At 53.1% G+C, this 19,738-nt stretch carries 20 protein-coding genes and 1 pseudogene; 8 read left to right on the forward strand and 13 right to left on the reverse strand.

Annotation, left to right across the window (positions count from 1 at the left end):
• Nucleotides 1–28: 28 nt before the first annotated feature.
• Together KRAC_RS57210 and KRAC_RS57215 are read right to left on the reverse strand one after the other, a co-directional pair.
• Nucleotides 29–1,324 (reverse strand): RNA-guided endonuclease InsQ/TnpB family protein, encoded by a 1,296-nt coding sequence (locus tag KRAC_RS57210; RefSeq protein WP_007922755.1) that lies wholly within the window; start codon nt 1,322–1,324, stop codon nt 29–31.
• 16 nt (nt 1,325–1,340) lie between these two features.
• Nucleotides 1,341–1,915, reverse strand: a pseudogene (locus KRAC_RS57215) (IS607 family transposase).
• Nucleotides 1,916–2,217: 302 nt separating this feature from the next.
• Here KRAC_RS57215 and KRAC_RS57220 point away from each other — a divergent pair.
• Nucleotides 2,218–3,039, forward strand: a complete 822-nt coding sequence (locus KRAC_RS57220; protein ID WP_157508323.1) for a nucleotidyltransferase domain-containing protein — start codon at nt 2,218–2,220, stop codon at nt 3,037–3,039.
• On the opposite strand, the gene KRAC_RS57225 is transcribed toward KRAC_RS57220, so the two are convergent.
• From KRAC_RS57225 to KRAC_RS73380, 3 genes are all read right to left on the reverse strand, one after another.
• On the reverse strand, nt 2,986–4,359 hold the full coding sequence (locus tag KRAC_RS57225) for a helix-turn-helix transcriptional regulator (protein ID WP_007922757.1): 1,374 nt from the start codon (nt 4,357–4,359) through the stop codon (nt 2,986–2,988). The genes KRAC_RS57220 and KRAC_RS57225 overlap by 54 nt on opposite strands.
• Before the next feature lie 304 nt (nt 4,360–4,663).
• Nucleotides 4,664–6,301, reverse strand: coding sequence for a hypothetical protein (locus KRAC_RS57230; protein ID WP_007922758.1), 1,638 nt, complete (start codon nt 6,299–6,301; stop codon nt 4,664–4,666).
• A 353-nt stretch (nt 6,302–6,654) separates the two neighbouring features.
• A complete protein-coding gene (locus KRAC_RS73380) occupies nt 6,655–6,828 on the reverse strand; it encodes a hypothetical protein (protein ID WP_007922759.1) in 174 nt (57 codons plus the stop codon).
• A gap of 1,122 nt (nt 6,829–7,950) precedes the next feature.
• On the opposite strand from KRAC_RS73380, the gene KRAC_RS64635 reads away from it, so the two are divergent.
• Both KRAC_RS64635 and KRAC_RS68620 read left to right on the forward strand, forming a co-directional pair.
• Nucleotides 7,951–8,307: a carboxymuconolactone decarboxylase family protein gene (locus KRAC_RS64635; protein WP_007922761.1), complete on the forward strand. Its 357-nt coding sequence runs from the start codon at nt 7,951–7,953 to the stop codon at nt 8,305–8,307.
• Nucleotides 8,288–8,827 carry a peroxidase-related enzyme gene (locus KRAC_RS68620; protein ID WP_007922762.1) on the forward strand — a complete coding sequence of 180 codons (540 nt, stop codon included), beginning with the start codon at nt 8,288–8,290 and terminating at the stop codon, nt 8,825–8,827. Before KRAC_RS64635 ends, KRAC_RS68620 begins: the two co-directional genes overlap by 20 nt.
• 849 nt (nt 8,828–9,676) lie before the next feature.
• Here KRAC_RS68620 and KRAC_RS57250 read toward each other — a convergent pair.
• Nucleotides 9,677–9,868, reverse strand: a complete 192-nt coding sequence (locus KRAC_RS57250; protein ID WP_007922764.1) for a ribbon-helix-helix domain-containing protein — start codon at nt 9,866–9,868, stop codon at nt 9,677–9,679.
• Nucleotides 9,869–9,942: 74 nt separating this feature from the next.
• On the opposite strand from KRAC_RS57250, the gene KRAC_RS57255 reads away from it, so the two are divergent.
• On the forward strand, nt 9,943–11,142 hold the full coding sequence (locus tag KRAC_RS57255) for an RNA-guided endonuclease InsQ/TnpB family protein (protein WP_007922766.1): 1,200 nt from the start codon (nt 9,943–9,945) through the stop codon (nt 11,140–11,142).
• Between the two features lie 77 nt (nt 11,143–11,219).
• Nucleotides 11,220–11,453 carry a hypothetical protein gene (locus tag KRAC_RS57260; RefSeq protein ID WP_007922773.1) on the forward strand — a complete coding sequence of 78 codons (234 nt, stop codon included), beginning with the start codon at nt 11,220–11,222 and terminating at the stop codon, nt 11,451–11,453.
• A gap of 72 nt (nt 11,454–11,525) precedes the next feature.
• On the opposite strand, the gene KRAC_RS57265 is transcribed toward KRAC_RS57260, so the two are convergent.
• Both KRAC_RS57265 and KRAC_RS64650 read right to left on the reverse strand, forming a co-directional pair.
• A complete protein-coding gene (locus tag KRAC_RS57265) occupies nt 11,526–12,527 on the reverse strand; it encodes an LLM class flavin-dependent oxidoreductase (protein WP_007922775.1) in 1,002 nt (333 codons plus the stop codon).
• Nucleotides 12,528–12,967: 440 nt separating this feature from the next.
• The gene (locus KRAC_RS64650; protein ID WP_007922777.1) at nt 12,968–13,447 is read right to left on the reverse strand and encodes an ester cyclase; all 480 of its coding nucleotides are present in this window, start codon (nt 13,445–13,447) and stop codon (nt 12,968–12,970) included.
• Nucleotides 13,448–13,738: 291 nt separating this feature from the next.
• Between KRAC_RS64650 and KRAC_RS57275 the strand changes: the two genes are divergently transcribed.
• The 3 genes from KRAC_RS57275 (at nt 13,739) to KRAC_RS57285 (ending at nt 17,428) form a co-directional block, all read left to right on the forward strand.
• The gene (locus KRAC_RS57275; RefSeq protein WP_007922778.1) at nt 13,739–15,442 is read left to right on the forward strand and encodes an ISL3 family transposase; all 1,704 of its coding nucleotides are present in this window, start codon (nt 13,739–13,741) and stop codon (nt 15,440–15,442) included.
• Nucleotides 15,443–15,911: 469 nt separating this feature from the next.
• Complete coding sequence (locus KRAC_RS57280; RefSeq protein WP_007922780.1) at nt 15,912–16,745, forward strand: helix-turn-helix domain-containing protein; 834 nt, start codon at nt 15,912–15,914, stop codon at nt 16,743–16,745.
• Nucleotides 16,746–16,843: 98 nt separating this feature from the next.
• Entirely contained in the window at nt 16,844–17,428 is a 585-nt protein-coding gene (locus KRAC_RS57285) for a dihydrofolate reductase family protein (protein ID WP_007922781.1), read from the forward strand.
• Nucleotides 17,429–17,748: 320 nt separating this feature from the next.
• Here KRAC_RS57285 and KRAC_RS57290 read toward each other — a convergent pair whose 3' ends face one another.
• From KRAC_RS57290 to KRAC_RS57305, 5 genes are all read right to left on the reverse strand, one after another.
• Nucleotides 17,749–18,234 carry an iron chaperone gene (locus KRAC_RS57290; protein WP_007922783.1) on the reverse strand — a complete coding sequence of 162 codons (486 nt, stop codon included), beginning with the start codon at nt 18,232–18,234 and terminating at the stop codon, nt 17,749–17,751.
• A gap of 167 nt (nt 18,235–18,401) precedes the next feature.
• Nucleotides 18,402–18,854: a pyridoxamine 5'-phosphate oxidase family protein gene (locus KRAC_RS64655; protein ID WP_007922784.1), complete on the reverse strand. Its 453-nt coding sequence runs from the start codon at nt 18,852–18,854 to the stop codon at nt 18,402–18,404.
• Between the two features lie 21 nt (nt 18,855–18,875).
• Complete coding sequence (locus KRAC_RS73385) at nt 18,876–19,019, reverse strand: hypothetical protein (protein WP_157508325.1); 144 nt, start codon at nt 19,017–19,019, stop codon at nt 18,876–18,878.
• A 27-nt stretch (nt 19,020–19,046) separates the two neighbouring features.
• The gene (locus KRAC_RS57300) at nt 19,047–19,424 is read right to left on the reverse strand and encodes a glyoxalase superfamily protein (protein ID WP_007922787.1); all 378 of its coding nucleotides are present in this window, start codon (nt 19,422–19,424) and stop codon (nt 19,047–19,049) included.
• A gap of 59 nt (nt 19,425–19,483) precedes the next feature.
• A complete protein-coding gene (locus KRAC_RS57305; protein ID WP_007922789.1) occupies nt 19,484–19,699 on the reverse strand; it encodes a hypothetical protein in 216 nt (71 codons plus the stop codon).
• Nucleotides 19,700–19,738: the final 39 nt, after the last annotated feature.

The following is a 19,738-nucleotide window of genomic DNA, read 5'->3' on the forward strand; positions in this document are numbered from 1 at the left end:
CGGTAGCCACTCTCCAGGACGGCCAGCTTTACGCGTGAAGCTGGCGAAGCTGTTGGGTTGCGAACCACTGCAAATTCAAGGCAGCATTGAGATCCCGGTCGATGACCAGCCCACAGGCCACGCACTCATAGGTGCGGTGTTTGAGCGGCATGCGCTTTTTGACCTGCCCACAGCACGAACAGCGTTTGGTGGAAGGGAACCAGCGCGAGGCGATGAAGAGCTCGCCCCCGGCGTTGGCCACTTTGGTCTTGAGGAACTGCAACAATTGCCCCATCGCGGCATCGGCCACGGCACGCGAGAGCTTCCGGTTGGCCATCATCCCCAGGATGTTGAGGTCTTCGATGCCAATAGCCCCACAGGTTCGCGCCAGTTCGGCCGTGAACTTGTGCTGGACATCCCGCCGGATGTTGGCGATCTGCTGATGCTTGCGCGCGACCTTGAGTCGTTGCTTCTCATACTGCTTGCTGAACACGGTTCGCTTGGTTTGAGGGTCTTTCGTCTTCTGTTTCTTTGACAGCTTCCGTTGCAGTTTGCCGAGTTTCTTGAGATGGAGCGCCAATGGCCTTTGGTTCTCAAGCCTGCGTCCATCGCTCACCACAGCAGCGTGCTTCAAGCCCACATCCACCCCCACCACTGGTTCGGGAGCGTTGAGGCGCTCCCGTGTGATGTCTACTTGAACGGAAACGTACCAGTGTCCTGCTTCACAGCTGACCGTCCCCCCCAGAATCTTGACTCGTTCACACACGACGTGCTTGCGCCTGTTGCGCTTCTTCGTGGGAGTGGTGGCTGCTCCCTTTTCTACAAAGCGCAGCTTTTCTGCCAGATTGACCGTTCCTAGCTTGCGCAGCAGCTTGCCTCGGCCCTTCTTCGTTTGGCGTTGATCGAGGATGAAGCGACCAAGCCCGGGGATCGAGATCCAGTGACTGCCAACAGTGAATTTGTCGTTGGAGAGATAAAACGAGTCGTGCGACTTCCCCTTTTTCTTGTACTGCGGGTAGTTCGCTCTGCCTGCAAAGAAGTTGTCATACGCTTTCTTGAGGTCGTCGAAGGCTCCCTCCACCACACATTTCGTGACGTCATAGGTCCATGGGTACGCTTGTCCTCGAATCGCATTGAAGTGCGCCTTCAGCGCAAGGGCAGTAGGTGGTTTGAGCACGCGCTCCTCTTCGGGGACGGTTTCCTGCTCTGCTTTGTACGCCTGATACTGCTTTTCCCATTGTTCCCGCCCCCAGTTGTAGATAAAGCGCCTCGTGCCACAGGCTCGTTTGAGATACTCCACCTGCTCAGGCGTGGGATGCATCCTGATCTTGTGTGCGGTTTTCATTCTTGAGCACCTTTTCTCACGCTTTGCGGTAGTTCCGCAGGCCATGCAATCTCGATGAAAAACAGTGGAGAACGCTCAGGACATCTTGGACAAGCTCTTGCTCTGGAGAGAGCGTCTCTGCGTTCATCACGACCAATTCCGTGTGGTGGGTCTCGCACAGATGCTTGAGCAGAGCAAAGCCGCGCGCGAGCGAGCCGATCCTGGTGGGCAATGACCACCCGTTCGACCTCTCCAGCCAGGATCGCATCCACGACCTCGAGAAAGCGTTGACGCTCAATATTGAGGCCTCCCCCAATTTCCATGACCCACTCATCGACGGCAATCTGCTTTTCCAGGGTGGAGCGTTCCAACGCGGCGAGCTGATGAGAGCAAGTCAGGACGTTGCGCAGGCTTGGATACCCGGCAAGAGGCGATCGTCCGGCGTGCTCCTGGTCGCTGAGGCGGGTTGAGCGCCGTAGCCAGATCAGCCTCATCATCGTAGCGACGCCCAGAAAGGGTTCGTTTGGCTCTGAGCCTGCCTTCCCGGTCTCAGCGCTGCAACGTTTTGACGCTGACCTCCACCTGCTTGGCAAACGGTGCAACTGAGTACATAGAGCAACGATAGCTCACGTTCGCACACGTTGTCAAGACCTAGTACAGACCTCCTTTTCCCCTTTATCAATAGTTGTGTCAGGCGGATTACCATCAAGAAATTATCTGATGCTTCTTGGTAGTACGGGAGCCACAGGTGAACCACGGGTGAGCCACCAAACCGGTCAAGGTCAAAGTGAGTATTCGACTAGAGAGCAAGAGAGAAACATGATACAGTATGCTTAAGAGACAAATGCTCTCTTTAATCTGAAATGAAGCCGATGTCTAAAGGCAAATCACATATAAAACAATCACAAGGGAACATGATGAACAATAACGTCTCTCCTTCCTCAGCCTCTCTCCCGCCTGAGTTTCTTGCGAGACTCATCACAGAACTGGATGACGAGAAGGTTCGAGCCATTATTTTGCATGGTAGTTATGTACGCGGTGAAGCTATTGCTCCCTACAGCGATGTCGATATTGTACGCATTCTCTACGAAGGCCCAGGGAGTACTGAGCACAAACAGTTTCTCTATCGCGATGGACGCTTCATCAGTGTTTCTAGCCGCCCGCTTTCACTCTACCGCGAGCGATTTTCTCGTCCTGAAAAAGCCATCTTTATTCTTCCTGGCATCAGAGAGGCCCACATCCTTCTGGAGAAAGATGATGCCTTTCGAACACTTCAGCAAGAAGCCCTCTCCTGGTCCTGGGGACCACTACAAACGGCTGCGAACACCTATGCTGGTCAACGTTTGGTTGAACAAACTGAGATTGTGCTCAAGATGCTCAGAGCCTTGATGTTGCACGATTCTATTGCGCTCTCAGATATGCTTCACGATCTATTCTCAGCTATAACAGAAGCGGTAGCAGTGCAACGAGGAGTCCTCATACGCAGCGGGAACACGTATTTTCACCAGGTGCAAGAGGCGATGGGATCACAATCACTTTGGACACACTATCATCTGCACGCGGCTGGCATAGATCCCCTCTCCACAACCATTGAGGAGCGAGGGAAAACAGCCCTGCTGTTATACGAGGAAACCGCACGAATTCTACGACCTGACATGTCCACAGAGCACTGGGCGCTTGTCTCACAAGCTCTTTGTTTGATTGAGCAGGCGCTCTCGCAGAAAGAGATCCGCTAACTGCTGTATCTGCGGCTCCATCTTCCATTTCTGCTGCATCTGGAGAAAGAGATGGAACGATTCTTGGAAGTGTCGCTGACTGCCAATGACAAGAGAGGCTTTGGCCGCAGCCTCAAGATAAACGCATGCTTGCTCCATACTGTTCAAGGCGAGAAATACCTCCACCTGGTATTTGAGCAACTCAATGCGCACACGCTCGGGTATCTGTATCTTTGGGTGCAGCCCATCGATGCTCCCTAGGATCTCTTCAGCCTTCCTGGGCTGGTTCATTTCAAGGTAATTGAGACCGTCAAAAAAGACCAGCGTCGAATAGCGGCAAATAGTGTGGAGGTAGTAAGGCTCACTATCCACATTTGTCGGGAAATGCTCGTAGGCCCGTTCCATAAAACGAAGAGCGTCTTGCTGCTGTCCTAATTGCGCGTATGCTCCCGAAACCCCTGCGTAGATACAGGCACGCAAGAGTGGGGACACGTCCCGAAAGTGAGAAAACGTTTGTTCCGAGATATGAAGGACAAGATCAGGTCGCTGAAGACAATCGAACGTAATTGCCAGTTGTCGTAATGCGACCATTTGCAAACTGATATTCCCTGCTAGTTTCCCGTATAAAAGAGCTTGCTCGCTGCGATATTTACGCTCCCAAAGGTTACTGCGATGGCCTGCAAGTGATGCAGCCAGCAAATAGCCTTGCGAAGCAATTTCGGCAGCTCTTTGTTGAGAGTCAAAAGAGAATTTCACAACATCTTCGACTCGCGGCAGATAGGACCATAGAACTTGCTCGGCTGTGCCCAGTTCATTTCCTTCGCTCAAGTGCTGGCAATGGACCGTCAGGCTCGCAAGCTGTTCGAGCGTCTCTGGCGTCATGGTCTCAAAGCGGCTTACAGTATGTAGTGTGGAAGGCATTCCCACTGAAGAATGCGAAACGGAAGAATTACTCTCAAGAAACGGTGGGAAAGCAAGAATTTGCTGCTGATGTACGTTCTTCAACTGATGATAGGAGCCTGATAGCACCATAGCTTGTGAAGCATACAGATCGCCTTCTGCTTGCAACTGTTGCTTATCAGATGCAGGCAATGCCTTGGGAGCAGGGAAAATATCATCCACGCTCTGTTTTAGCAGCTTCGAGAACTGGATACGGCGATCATCAGGTACTGCGCGACGACCACTGATATAGTGGGAGAGCGTCCCTGGGCTAACCCCTAACTCCTTAGCAAGCTGTGCCTTTTGCAACCCCAGATGGCATATAAAGCGATCCAGGTTGTTTGGGAAGGTTCCTGTAGGTTGAAGTGTGCTTAATTTCTTTTTCTCGCTCAGCTCTTCCATAAAACACCCTCTTCTCCCCCCTCTGGTGCTGAATCACAGCACAGAGAACGTAAGATTCTTTCGGAAGAGTATACCATAACGAATGCAAATATTGCATAAAAAGGCATTTGCATGTAGGTTGGCTTCTAGAGGTACTTTATCTCCTCAAAGACGTTCAGAATACTCTACTCCGTTCAAAAAGACATAAAAAAATGGATAAAAGCAGTGAAAGACTAAAGATTTGTACAGGTGCAAAGCACTTCCTGCACCAATTGGATACCAGTATCTGTACCTGAGCACCAATTCCCACTGAGAGCTCCCCGTGCTAAAGCAGCGGGGGTTCCAGAGGTTCGGCCCACGCTTCCCGTTCTTCACCCCCAAGGAGAAGAGCTGGCTCTAGTGGTGGTTCCCCTGAACTTTTCGGCAGACGCGCTCTGGCTCTGGGGATACCAAAGCTTCGGGGCAAGGTCTGCCCCTCTTTCGCGCGTTGTGTGAGACGCTCGTGTGCTGCCATGAGGCGCGCTTCCGCACCTTCCCAATACCCCTGGTATCGGGCACACGAGGGAATGGGGTCTGCTGGATCAAGGTAGGCAGCAAGATACGCCGAGTACAGGTCGCGTTGGACGGGACCCACGCCACAGGAGCACTGATGCCAACGCTGCGAAAGCGGCTTTTTGACCCGCTTGCCGCACCCATGACACCATTGGCTCAGCGCCGTTGTACGTGTGGGAACTTCGAGGAGGGTGCCGCCCGTGCTTGCAACGGTGCGTCTCAACATGTCTACAAACATCCCTGGTGCTCTCAGTCCCACGCTCTTGCCAAATTGCTTTTGCCAGGCCTTGTAGGAAATCTTTTCGATGATGATGGTGGTGCCCAGCTTCACCACCTGATGCACCTTGCGCCCATGCAGGCTCTTGCGGTGCGCGGCCAGTTTGCGCTCTTTGGTCGCCTTGCGTCGTCGGGTGACCTGGTAGCGCTTGCTCTGTTTCCAGCGCAGCTTCTTGTTGCCCTGCTTCTTGATGCGCCCCTTCTCGTCGTAGTTCTCAGGGTTGGCTGCCCGCCGCTGCCGGTCCATCTGCCGCTGCAAGCGACGAATGGCACGGGCCTGGGGAGCCAGTTCGGCACAGAACACCTCCAGGCTTGCCTCTCCCTCCTGGGGAACGAGCGCCAGGGTCGAGGGTCCCACATCGCCTCCAATGATCCCCTTGCCGATGGTGTGCTTGGGTTTGTGGTGAGGCTTGCCCTCCAGGGCCAGCTGCACGAAATAGCGATAGCCCTCGGCATCGGCTCCCTCCGCCCTGGAACTACTGGCAGGACGCTGGATGAGGCGAGCATACTTGATGCGGTGCCTGAGCCCATGGGTCACCACTTCATCCTTCCAATCGATGAGAGCGGGCAGCCGGTCTCCGTTCCAGAGCAGATACCCTGCCTTTCCCTCCTCGGGTGGTTGCAGGACAAAGCGCAGGCTGGTGTCGTTGCGCTTGTTCTCAATGCTGGAGAAGCCGCGTCCTCGGCTTTTGAAACGCACCCGCCTGGCTTGGCCCAGGCAGACGCGATTGAGGGCGCGATAGGCACGGGTCGCCAGGGTTTGGGCGAGGACCGCCTCGATATGCTCGGCAATCCAGCCGACGCGCAAGCCTTTGACGGCTTCATGCAAGGCCGCTTCACTGAAGCCATACGTTTTGCGCAAGGTGGTAAATGCAGCGGCCCGTTCGGCCTTGTGGGTACGAGGAATGGCGCGGGCCTCTTGCCAGGCGGGGTCAGCGCGCATGCGGCGCAGGCGCTGTTGGCCCTGGGAGAGGATGGCATTGTAGAGGTGGCGAGCGGCTTCCAGGTGGGCACGCAGACGGGCGGCTTGCCCTGCATCGATGACCAGGGGCAGCTCGAGCAGGAAGGTGGGGGTGGCAGGCCGTTTCTCCTGCCGTTCCTTCTTCTTCCGTTGTCCCTGGCATGTCTTTGGCACGCCCGCTCCTCCTTCAATCTCATAGGTGCGATCGATCCTCGCACGTCTATTGTACCAGAGCGTCGTGAAGAACGCAAGTTCTAGAGGACATGCTTTTTTCGTTCCTCACACGTATGCGGGAGGGCGATTCATCCCCGGCGTGAATGCTGTCACTTATACACAAATATGCGATCTCGAGAAAAAACGCGGAAGCGATGCGCTGCAGGTGCCTCGTTTTTCCCCACACGAGAGGTGACACACGTTCGGTGAAAAAGTCGCTTGTCTCGCCAAGCTGAAAGCACATCATTGTGCATCAAGGGGCTTTTTTTTCAACACCTTTCCCTCGCATCATTCTGAGGATCTTCTGCAAACGTTCATATTTGTGTATAAGTGACAGGTGGGGAGTCGTCACAGGAAAAAGCAAGGGGTGAAAGCGTCCCATCACCAATATTCCAGGGCTCTAGACACTGAATTTCGCCACCTGTGAGCTTCTCTGGTGCCGTTGGATCAACCTGGATATGGGCAAGAATAACTGGTTTGGTTGTCATGCTTGCTTCCTTTTCATCTGTATTGTTTTGCTAACGCAGTTGAGCGTAGCATAGATTTGCATGTGCTTTCAAGCACTGTTGGCTTCTTTTACCTCCGTTTTTGGAAGAGATGGGAAGAAGCCCCTAGGGTGAACAGAACCGGGATGACGAAACACAATGGGAGAACTGGCCTCTTTCGAAACATGGCTGGCTTTGCTTCAGCTGATCTGGGATGAAAGCGCCTGTTTGTTGCTTTCATGCACGAATTTCGATACGATGAGCCCCTCAGTGCATGTAGTATGGGAGGGGCCTACCCAATGAAGCGACATCTTGCAATCCTTCTTCTCGCTTTTTTCCTTGGCCTGGTGATCTTTTTCCAGATGAGCCAGCCATCCCAACACATTCTCATCCCCTGGATAATTCTGTACACGATGCATAGCCATGGGACACGTCTTCTCGGAAGCTTTACCATGTATCAACAGTGGAGTGTGTCCTGGAGATGTACATCATCCTCTACCGCATTGACCCTCCAGATTGATGATCGTCAAGGGCATTCACTGGGGGAAACAGCACCTTGTGATGGAAGTGCAAGCAGTGAGCCCATCCATGAACCAGGGGTGTTCTATCTCGCGGTAACAACTGAAGGAGAGTGGATGCTCCAGATTCAAGAAAGCCCCGTAGAATATGACGTGATAACACCTTGGAGCGGCTGTACTGGTCACGGCGACTATTCTGAGTGGCTTTGTCTTTCCGGATGTACTCATCAGGCGAGTATCTTCTCTATCTGGTTCGACTTGTGGGGATCCCGGCTTAATGTACGGAATTTTGAGAGTGACTTGTCGAGGCACACGGCCTGCTGTATTTTTTACTCCTATTTACTGTACAATGGTTACAATGCGAGAGGAGATCCAGTTCCTTAAATGGAGTAAAGACTATTTCCAGTGCTGCCCTGAGCGAGGAAGCCTTTAAGGCCAACCATCTTCTTAGGGGAAATCTGAACAGTGACGTAGGTTCCTACCTATTGAGAACAATGCATTCCCACTTTAAAATATTTTCTTGAGATTCATCCCGAACAGGAAAGGAAGACGGGCTGGTCGAAGCCCTTTCTCGATGTCTTCCTGAAGAAAAAGGAGTATTTTTCTCATGGACAGCCGGTATGCAAGATACACACAGGCATTGAGCGATGGAGTGCTCAATAGTCCAGGCGAGGTTGACTCTCTGCTTCGACACGCTGTCGAGGCGCAGGCGGCGAAGTTGAGCGGGCGCGCATCTCACCAGATCGGTCATGTCCCTGCAGCGTTGGAAGGTTATATTACCAAGGTTGCTCTCTCTGCTTACAAGGTTACTGATCAGGACATCGAAGCGTTGTGTGCGGCAGGGTATAGTGAGGATGCCATTTTTGAGTTGACCTTGAGTGCTGCTTTGGGTGCTGGCATGGCCCGACTAGAGCGGGGGCTGAGCGCACTGAAAGGAGAAATTGATGCGGCTCAAAGTCATTGAACAGGTGTTGAAGGGCGAACCCGCTTCCGATATTGGGCGTATCATGACCTATCGCTCTCACGTATTTGGGCAACCTTTCTCAGCTTACCTGCAGGAAGTGCTGCGAGGGCAGTCCGACTGGAGCATCGGCGAGCGCGAGTTGTTCGCGGCCTTTGTCTCGCGCAAAAATCAGTGTGCCTATTGAGCAGGTGCTCACGGCGCAGTTGCGTCGCAGGCGCTTGAGGGTGATCTGGTCAACGCTGTCCTGCAAGAGTGGCAGACCGCTCCCATTGATGAGAAGATACGGGCAACCCTGGGTCTGCTGGAGAAGATGACGCTGACCCCCTTTGAAGTTGGACCTGACGATATCACTCCTTTGCGGGTAGCAGGTGTGAGCGAGCAGGCTATCGAAGATGCTCTGGTAGTCTGTGCGCTTTTTAACGTGATTGATCGCCTTGCGGATACGTTTGATGTAGCGATCCCTTCGGAGGAAGGTTTTGCCCGGACAGGAGAACGCCTGTTAACAATGGGGTATCTCTGAAAAAAGTTCAGAGATGATGTTAGCTTCCAACTCTCCCGTTGGAACCGTGTCAACCCATGGGATGCGCAACGAGAAGCACTTTCGATGAAAGAACCTTCACAGGTTCGCTCACTACTTGCGCTTTTGACTGGCAAGGGATCAGAAATACCTCTGCCTTATGGACGCAGAAGGTCAGGAAGGATGCTTTCAAGCCAGATTACTGATGAGATACAGCTCGTTGCGCATCCCGTGGGCTTTTGCTGTCGTCCTTGCATAAAGAGTCTCTCCTACAATTCACTTTCTTCTATTTTATCAGAAAGGCTGGGCTTTTTAGAATGTTTCCCCTTAACCATGAGCAAGGTAACAATGTCTCCTCCGCGGATAAAAACATAGTTTAGATTTACCCAACGCTGGTCACAGAAGCAACCATTGTTGGAGCATACCGAAAGCCATAGTCTGCCAACAAACACCTGGCTAATTACCTCTCCCAGAAGAGATGAGGGCCCCTCCGATAGGAAAAACGCAGACATTCCTCATATACAATGCGACATTCCTCTGGGGTATGGTCTTTAAATGGCTCAGCGTCTATAGGAAAATGCAAGTGCTTCTCAAAAGAAACAACAAAATAGTTGCACTATTTATAAAATACAAAAATTTGGTAATTTCCCCAACGAGCCGAGGAGCAGCGCATTGCCCTCGTTCACACACGTGTTCACAGCCCCAAGCCTCATCGTATGGGTGCTGCCACCTTCTTGACGCATAACCGCTTTGTGCGCTCTTCAGGGGTATACTACCTTACAAATGAAAGCTGATCAGCAACAGTCAAACGCCATGAATATTACAAGAAACGAGCCAGAAAGCCCCCGTCTTTTAAGCAGGGGATGAATGGCGAGTCCTTGTTTTGGGGTGGGTTGGGTCGGGTTGATACGTTGGATCGTACCACAGAAGAAACGCATCAACGGCACGCCGTACCAATTCCGCAACCGGAACACCCTCTTTCTCAGCTTGCTCATATAATTTCTGGTGTTGTTTCTCGTTCAGATAAATATTTGTACGTTTCATTCTTTCACCTCTTGCATACATCAACATTTTGATGTACAATATAGCACATCAAGAGGGAAGGAGCAAGAAACGGTATGCTGATCTATGAGTACAAACTGGATGGCACACAGGCCCAATATCGAGCCATTGATGAAGCCATACGCGTGACCCAGTTCATCCGCAACAAGTGCCTGCGCCTCTGGATGGATACTCGTGGCATCAACCGCAACGATCTGCAATGCTTTTGCTCTGAGCTTGCCAAAGCGTACGACTTTGCCATCCTGCTCAATTCTCAGGCCCGGCAAGCCGCTGCTGATCGCGCATGGGTTGCGATCTCCCGCTTCTATGACAATTGCCGCAACCAGAAGCCCGGCAAGAAAGGCTATCCCCAATTTCAGCACGATTGCCGCAGTGTCGAGTACAAACAGACTGGCTGGCGGCTTGAGCCAGATGGCAGACATCTCACCTTCACCGATGGCTGTGGGATCGGTCGTTTGCGTCTGATCGGGAGTCGTGATCTTGCTACTCGTCCCCTACCCGCTATCAATCGCGTTCGTCTCATCCGGCGTGCCGATGGCTACTATGCGCAATTTGCGATACAAGCTGAACGGCACATTGAGCATGTGCCAACTGGCACGCACACAGGCATTGATCTCGGACTCAAAGCGTTCTTGACCGATGCAGAGGGCAACACCGTCGCCAACCCGCGCCATCTGAGAAAGGCTGAACGCAAGCTCAAGCGGTTGCATCGTCGCCTTTCTCGCACCCAGAAGAAATCGCAGCAGCGCAAGAAGGCAAGAAAGAAGCTTGCCAAAGGCTATCTCAAGGTTCAGAGGCAGCGTGAAGATTTCGCCAGAAAGACGGCGAACGCGCTGATCACATCTCACGATCTGATTGCTTATGAGCACCTGAGAATAGCCAATCTGGTGAAGAACCGCAAACTGGCAAAGTCGATCAGTGATGCAGCCTGGGGCCGCTTCATTGGGTGGCTCAACTACTATGCAGCCTTGCATCACATCCCCGTCATCGCCGTCGAGCCAGCGTTCACGAGCCAGGATTGTAGCGCCTGTGGTGCACGGGTCAAGAAGTCGCTCAGTGTGAGGACCCACATCTGTCCCTCCTGTGGCGTGGTGCTTGACCGCGATCACAATGGGGCGCGCAACATTTTAGCAAAGGCATATCGTACTGTCGGGCAGACAGGAACGGGTGAGGCGCAAGCCACACCGAACGCTTCTGGACAGAACGCCTCTACGCGTTCTGGTCGCAAGGCCAGAACGGGCAAGCGGGCTGGATGAAAGAAGAATCCCCCTTGCTTTAGCAGGGGGAGTGCCAATGGATTCTATCGCTAGTTAGATGGTGTAGAGAAACAAGTATGGATGAGGTAAACACGACACTGCGCGTCGAAGCCAGAATGATCGGGAAGCGCCAACCAGTAGACGCTCCCTGGCAGGTGACGCTCTCTCCCGATTTGCTACGCACCGACGCCGATACCGGGCAGGGTTATCTGCTGCGTAACGTGATCGCCTCGCTGGTGCGCGCGGAAGTCCAAGCTTTTTCGACGGCGCCTTCTTTCTTTGTGATACGAGAGGAAAACCCAACTCATTGAAGCAAGAGATCGCCTTCCCCAGATGTGGGAAGGCGATCTCTTGCTTCAATGAGCGTCCAGATGGCGAGGATGTTAAAGGGAACCGATGAGATGGAGCAATTGTTTTCGCTCCATTGCCTCATCCACAATGGGTATGGCTAAAAGCAGCAGTTCATCCAGACCACTCGCTAACAGCTCATGCACACGCTCTCTCACCGTCACCTCATTGCCACTGATCACGAGTGCCTGTGCCAAGGCATGCAACGCCGCCTCATCGCCATGCACAGCGGAAGCCCAACCAGCTTGAGCAAACATGCGAGCGTGCGCACCCGCCTGTGCTAACTGTTGTATCAGTCGACGCACTGCAACGCTCACCGCTGCTTCATCCTGACTTATAGCGACCGGCAAACACGCGATGACGGGGGGAGCTGGGCGAGACTTTTCCTCGGCTCCGGCTCGCAAGGCAGGCAGCGCCTGGTTGAGCAGATAGGGAACAGGACACAGCGAGGCAAGAGCCCCATCAGCAATCTCTCCCGCAAGTCGGAACGCCTTCAAGCCCAATGTCGAGATGAGCAGAGGAACCGGAGCTGTGCGTGGCAAGGTATCCGCCACCTGGAAAAATTCACCCTGGTAGTCGATCCTTCCCTCCCATAACACGCCGCGCAGCACCTCCAGATACTCTTTGAGATAGCTCAGGGGCGCTCTCTGCGGCAAGCCATATCGGTTCTCAAGGAACAATGGATTGCCGGAACCAATCCCTAATCGCAAGCGTTCTGGAGCGAGATCATGCACAGCGAGGGCCTGCTGTGCCATCACCAGAGGATGGCGCGTAGAGGCGGGCACAATCGCTGTTCCCAGTTTGATCCTTTCGGTCCGAGTGGCAGCAACCGCCAGAACGGTCAAGATATCCGCAAAGCCTGCGCCTCCCATAGCCATCCAGGCTTGTTGGACGCCTGCGTGCTCGGCCTCGCATATTCTGATAATGGCCTCTGCCGTATCTCTTGCTTGAATATAGACTCCCACGCGATGACGGGGAGAATGCTCTCGAACCGCGTATACTGGCGATTGCTGGCTCAAATCGTCTTTCTGTGACATATATTGTCCTCCTGATAGAATCTCTTCCGCTGGTTTGCGCACGGTTCGTTTGAACAAAAACAGTGCAGTGATAGTATGAAGCGATGGCTCTGCTATAACCAGGAGTGTGTTGTATCATATGTCTGGAAAGACATAGCCTTATTGTATTTGCTATAGATGATCAGGGAGTCACGCTCTTTTGAAAAGTCTGCGCATCTCATTTGCAACAAGCTTTTTCAAAAGAGCGTGACTCCTTGACCTGGTGGAAGGGCAAAAATGATCAGATGGAGAAAAAACGAGCTTGCTGGAGCAGATCGCGCTGGTCAGTATCTGGGGAGTGTCCGGCAACCATCGGGAGCCAAGCCGACCAGAGCGAAAGGTTTGACCCGCCAGGGGGAAGCAAGAGAAAAAACAAAAGCGAAGCGCCAGTTTTCTGGCACTTCACTTCTCAAACCGTCACGCTACTCTTGCTGTGGCGATTCGCCACGCTGCCCTTGCCGTGCTGGCGTCAGGCCGAGTTGCTCCCGCAATCCCAGAGCATCGTAGTAGCTGTGCTGGGTGACAATCTCGTTGTTGCTGATGCGATACACATCGCAGCAGCGCAGTTCGATTTTGCGGTTTGTTGGCTGAATGTCGCCTTTCAGGGTGTGCAGAACGCCGCTATGCGTCCCGCGACTGATGAACTCAACAGCGGCTTGATCGTTGGTCGCGACGACATTCGTGATCTCGTTCGAGCTTTCAGGAAAAGCGATACTCCAATTGAGGAGGCATTGCTTAAAGCCTTCCTTCCCCCGACATATATGGCCAGTTGAAGCGTTCAACGCTTCGCAGTTTTCAGAGACAAGCATGCTTATTTTATCGAGCCAATCCGCGTCAGTTTGATGGGCATTGTACAGGCTATAGAGGGTACGTACAAGGGTGGCTGCATCATGAATAACCATAGGTGGTGATCCTTTCTGTGGTGACACTGGTCATCGTTCAATGCCTCCTTGCCTCTCCAGAAAACAGACTCTGGTTATCCCCACCATCTAGTATAAAAGTTCCTGGCAAACCCAGCACTATTCCTCTTGTAAAGTACGGTGAGCGTTTGGCTCATACGCATTTTTGCTGAGACGAACGTTCCATGTTTGAGATGTAGCTTTGTTTATGCGCTTTTAATAGCCAGATGCCGGAAGAAGCGATATACTCATTTGCTGATGATTGTGGTCAGGATGGGAAGGAGGCCCACAAACATGGCAAGCGTTTTATTGCTCCCCGACGAGGCATATCTTGCCCTGGTCAGCGTTGAGGTGAATGAAGAGACGAAGATGATTATTGCTACCGCAAAAACGACGGGAAGTGTGGTCACTTGTCCTGTCTGCGGGCATACTGCTGATCGCGTTCACTCACACTATATTCGTACCCTCGGCGACCTGCCCTGCTGCGGGCAACAGGTTCGCTGGCTCGTTGACGTCCGTCGCTTCTGGTGTGAGAATACCACCTGCCAACGGGTGATTTTTACGGAACGGCTCCCCACTTGTGCTCCTGCTCGTCGAACGGAGAAGCAGGCCGCGATCTTGTGTGAAATCGCCTTTGCGTTGGGAGGCAAGGCGGGAGCACGGATCGCAAAACTGCTAAGCATGCAAACCAGTCATGATACCTTACTGCGGCTCATGCAGAGAGCTGAACCGCCACAGGTTTCAGCTCCGCGCATTTTAGGGCTCGATGATTTTGCGTGGAAGAAGGGGTCTCGATGGGGCACGCTGCTCATCGATCAGGAAACCCATCAAGTGGTAGATGTGCTTCCTGATAGGGAGGCCGAAACCGTGATCAGGTGGCTTGTCGAGCATCCTGGTGTAGAAATTATTAGCCGCGATCGTGCTGGTGCCTATGCTGATGCTGCCAGACGTGGAGCCCCACAGGCACGACAGATTGCTGACAGATTCCATCTGCTGCTCAACCGTCAAGCCGCAATGCAACGCCTCTTTGAGCGCAAGCATGAGATCCTCAAGCAGGTGGTGACTCAAGAACAGGCTCAGAACCAGGGCGCAGAGCCATCATGCAACCAGCAGGAGCAACAGGAAGCCAGGCCCTTGACGCCTACCGAAGAGCAACGACAAGCCCGACGTGCCAGGCGCAAGGATCGTTACGAGGAGGTGATCAAGCTGCACAAACAAGGGATGAGCCAGACAGCGATTGCTACCCTGGTGGGACTCAATCGGGACACGGTTCATGCCTACATCCGTGCTCCAGAGTTTCGTGAACAAGTTCGACCCAACAGGCACAAAAGCAAGCTCGATCCTTACAAAGACTATCTTCATCAGCGCCTTGCAGAAGGACAACCCAGCGTGACCGATCTGATCGCGGAAATCCGAGAGCAAGGATTTCGCGGCGGCGACACCATCGTCTTTGACTATCTGCGATCCAAACGTTGCGAGCCAGAATGGCAGCAAGCCTATCAGCAACGCAAGCAGCAAACTGCTCGCGGAGTATCCAGAAAGCCCCTTTCAGCTCATCAGGCTGCCTGGCTCTTTGTCTGCAATCCGCGCAAACTCAAATGGCGGCAAATTTGGTGGCAACTGGAGCCACTGCGCATCGAAGACGAAGAACTGGGACAAGCCTATCAGTTGGCGCAGGATTTTCGCACGATGATTACCCAGCGGCAAGTAGCCGTCTTACCACGTTGGCTCAAAGAGGCCGAGACCAGTGGCATTTCTGAGTTGCGTAGCCTGGCCGCAGGCATCTATCGCGATTACGATGCTGTCTATGGAGCGCTTGAAACGGCTGTCAGCAATGGGCAGACCGAGGCCCAGGTGCATCGTCTGAAATTGATCAAGAGGCAAGCCTATGGCCGAGCCAGCTTTGAGCAGCTTCGCCTGCGGGTGCTCCATGGATCGGGGGTAACGCATCAGGAGAAGTTACGCTTGGAACGTCTGTCTCAGCAAAAATGCGTATGAGCCAAACAGAAACCGTATTTTACACCTCTCACATCTGTCTGAACAGGGGTCCTGGTAATCAAGAAGCTTTCTGCGCAAGGTGCGAATGCAACGAGGGGAGTGGATGGAAAAAGAGAGCAAACATCCATCAGGAAATCAAGGAGCCTCGTTGACACCCTGGCAAAAGAGCGCCAAATCACAATTGAGCACGCTTGTTGAAGGAACACATTCTCCATTTACGCGAGAGTGTCCCTGTTGCAATCTTTCTGCGCAGGGTCATCGCCAAATAGCGTGACTCGCTGATGATACCTGCCTAGAGGCTGTTGTGAACTTTTGACGAAGAAGGGGGAGATAAAGAGCAAGCCAGAGAGGAGATAGTAAGATTGCCTCATCTCTCGCCGTTACCAGCTTTGCAGGCAAGCAAAAGAAGAAGAATTGAGAAAGAACCATCGGATAATGCGTCGTTTCATGAAACGAAGGAATGTGTTGTATGCACTCGATCCACTTTGCCATTCTCCCACCTCCAGCCATCCTCAAAAACGAGGTAGAGTGCGTAAGGATCGCCGACTATCGTGGCGAGGAAGCTGTGACCATTAAAGTTTCTCCCACTGGTGCGCCAGGAATGGTCTTTCATCACAATAAGGGGCACGCTGCTCTTGAACACATCGTCACCCATTCGGGACGCAGCTTTTGCCCACCTCCCCTCTTTCTCTCTGGACCCGTGATCGAGCCCAGCGTCATGACATACAAAAAAACAGCTTTCACAACGGTGCATGTGATTTTCAAGCCTTCCGCCCTCAAAACCCTCTTTGGAATCAATGCCTCGCAACTTGCTCCCGGATGGATAGGTCCTCAGGAGTGTGGGGCTCTCGATTTGACAAGTCAATTGATGGAAGCCCGGAGCGGGCAGGAACAGATAGCGCTTCTCACCACCTTCTTGGTGGCTCTGCTCAAGCAGGAGAAACCGCGAGATACGCTCGTGGAAGAAAGCCTCCGTTTGATCCACGCGCACATTGGTTCGCTGCATGTCAAAGACTTGCTGAACACGTTCCATCTCTCTGAACGCCAGTTTGAAAGGCGCTTCACCCAGGCGGTGGGCCTGACCCCCCAGGCGTATCTTCGGGTAAAGCGCTTTAATGCAGCGATCCACCTCATCAAAACCAGGCGCTTTGCACGGCTGACCGATGTGGCAGCTGCTCTTAACTTCACTGACCAGTCTCATTTGATTCACGACATGAAAGCCTTTTCTGGCATGACTCCTACACGCCTTGCTCAACAGGTCGATGACTTCTATCATGAGCAAGCAGGCCATGCTTTTGTCTGACGATGACGGTTTTTTACAAGCGCTCAAAGGAAAGGCAGGATATACTCCAACAAACGAGAGAAACACCATGGTTTCTCGACAGAAGGAGAAAAGAGTTCATGAGCAAAGTGATTGTTTTCACGAACCTGACCCTCGATGGGGTCAGGCAGGCCCCGGCGAGGCCAGACGAGGATCGCCGGGGCGGTTTCGAGCACGGCGGCTGGGGAGCGCCCTACAACGCGATGGCGCTGGCGGGGGATAGCATGCCCACTATCCCTGCCCTGCTACTGGGCAGGCGCACCTACGAGGACTTCTACTCCGTCTGGCCCAAGCGAACGGACAGCCCTTTCTCGGCAAGGCTCGACAACATGCCGAAGTACGTCGCGTCCACCACGCTCTCTGAACCGCTCCCGTGGATCAACTCCACGCTGCTCAAAGGCGACGCTGCAGAGACTGTGGCCAGGCTCAAGCAGGAGTCAGACACGGATCTGGTGATCATGGGCAGCGGAGAGTTGGTCCAGTCGCTCATGCAGGCGAACCTCGTCGATACGTACGTGCTCCTTATTCACCCTCTGGTGCTGGGATCGGGACGCCGCCTCTTCCCGGAAGGCGGTGCAGCAGCCACGCTCCAGCTTGTCGGCACCAGGACGACGAGCACAGGCGTTGTGATCGTAACCTACCAGTTGGCCGAAGAAAACCGCTAAAGGAGCCGCCCATTGCAAAGCTTTCCTTGATGTGGCTTCACTCCTCTCCTCTGAGAAGATGCGTGCGATCCGCTCCTTTTTCTGTAAGGAGCAGATCGCAGTGAAGTAAGCTCATCCTGACCAAATTCGATGGAGAGCAGCCTTTTCTGTAATTCGCACTGAGCCCGGAAAGTGAGCAGGTCGATCGATCTGAATAGCTGTGTTGCTCATATTTCGGATCTGTCCCGCTTTTGGTGATGTTGGATTGCCATCGCTGCATCAATAGATCGTTCTACAAGAATAAATCTCTCTTTGTAGTACGCCAGTGGCGAGTTCAGTCCTCAGCTCACCGCTTTCTTCACGAGCGCAGCGATCTTCGCCTCTACTTCAGCAGTCAACCCCTTCAGCGCGAAGGCGGTCGCCCATATAGCACCTTCGTCGAGATTCGCGCTATCCTCGAAGCTGAATGTTGCGTATCTGGTGTTGAACTTGGGGGCGGGTCGGAAGAAGCAGACGATCTTGCCGTCCTTGGCATACGCGGGCATCCCATACCAGGTTTTCGGCGAAAGGACTGGCGCGCTCTCTTTGATGATCTCATGGATCCGCGTAGCCATGGAGCGATCCGGTTCTGGCATCTCGGCGATCTTCGCGAGCACGTCGCTTTCCCCTTCTGCCCTGTTCTTGTTGGCGCGCGCCTCCGCCTTCTGCTCTTTAGCGCGCTCCTTCATCGCGGCTCGCTCCTCTTCTGAGAATCCCTTATACTTGTTGGTGGTTGTTTCGGTGCTCTTGGCAAAATCCTGCGTGATTTTCTTTTCAGACTGGCTCATAACAATCTCCTCATCTTCATTTAGGTTGAAAACCTCACCGCATTTCAACTGCGGACATATACGCTTCTTGACATGTGTCGCCTCACATGGTGGTGAAACCACGGTCGGCATTTCTTCAAGTATCCCCACTCAGATTCAGTACCCTTATGGCATCAGCACGTTTCTATTTAAGAGCCTTGCTTGCTTTTCCATCTTTTCCGTATTGGCTCACCAGTATCGGAGTACACCGTTGAAAACGCGCTTTCTACAGTCAACTCGAATAAAATATAGTGATCCTGCGGTGGATATCCGTATGTAGTAGCAAGCTCCCGCATGGCTGGACTATCAGTGAAATGAGCATGCCCAGTCAGCCTAAATTCTCCTTCGCCGCCATCATTGCTGCTTACCCAACAATGCAACGCATAGCCTGAGCCACGCTGTAGATCATGCCCTTTCGGAGATGTTGGCTCCATAAACAAGAGAAGATGCCCCTCGCCAATTATTGGCGTCACAGGATGAACTCTAGGCATTCCGTCCGCACGAACGGTTGACAGAAACGCTGGACCACTTTTCAAGCGGATCTCGCCAAATGAAGAGAGTTCGGGTTCAGCGAGCGCAAAATCTTGCCATGACTGTTTCATACATGCTCCTAATTTTCTACTTTACGTAGTGTCAATGGGCGCGACACCTCGCCTGATCCAGTTTTGCGCCGATGTGCCCGACAGCACACGTCTGAGCAGTTCTGACCCACTCCCAACCCGATGGGAGCGACTGCCAGCCCCCATCAGGTTGGTCACCGCGATCATGCAATGATGGTCGCCAGAAGGTCGCGGCTAGGACTGAACCACCTGCCACACGTTGCCATCGGGATCACGGAGGTCAAACCACTTGACACCAGACCCCGGGCCATACAGATCATCCTTTATATCATTGGCCTTAGCACCCTTTGCTTTGAGTCCGTTGTAGATCTCCTCAATGTTTGAAGTTGAGAGGTACATCCTCATCGATCCTGGCTTCATGTTTCCATGCAACGTCGACAGCGTCAGCGTGGCACCGCCTCCTGGGAGTGCAAGCGTCACCCAGTGCTGGTCGCCTTGTCCGTAGTCTGTGGTCACCTGAAATCCCAATTGCTCCGCGTAAAAGGCTTTGGCAGATCCCATATCGGTAACCGCAATCATCACCATCTGAATTTGTTCATTAGCCATTGTCATAACCAACCTTTCAGGTATCATAAAACAGTGTATTCTTAGCTTTAATTGAGCATACATGCTCAAGCATTATTCCTTTTGCTCTCGCTCGTTTCAAGTGAGAGCAGTGTCAGTCCAAGACGGACGATCTGGAAGAGCACTCCATGCAACGCGGCCTGATCCGGCAACGTTCCCGAGAGCAGCGTTGTCCCGGTCTCCTGCTGTTCAATGCAAAGCCCGCCAAAGCGGTCTTGCCAGGACGGGTCCAGGTGTCCTCGGATCCGTATCGTGTAGTACATCTGCCTCCCTCCGCTGATCTCTCGCGTTTCACGGCCTTC

The organism is Ktedonobacter racemifer DSM 44963 (assembly GCF_000178855.1).
In the GTDB taxonomy this organism is placed as follows: domain Bacteria; phylum Chloroflexota; class Ktedonobacteria; order Ktedonobacterales; family Ktedonobacteraceae; genus Ktedonobacter; species Ktedonobacter racemifer.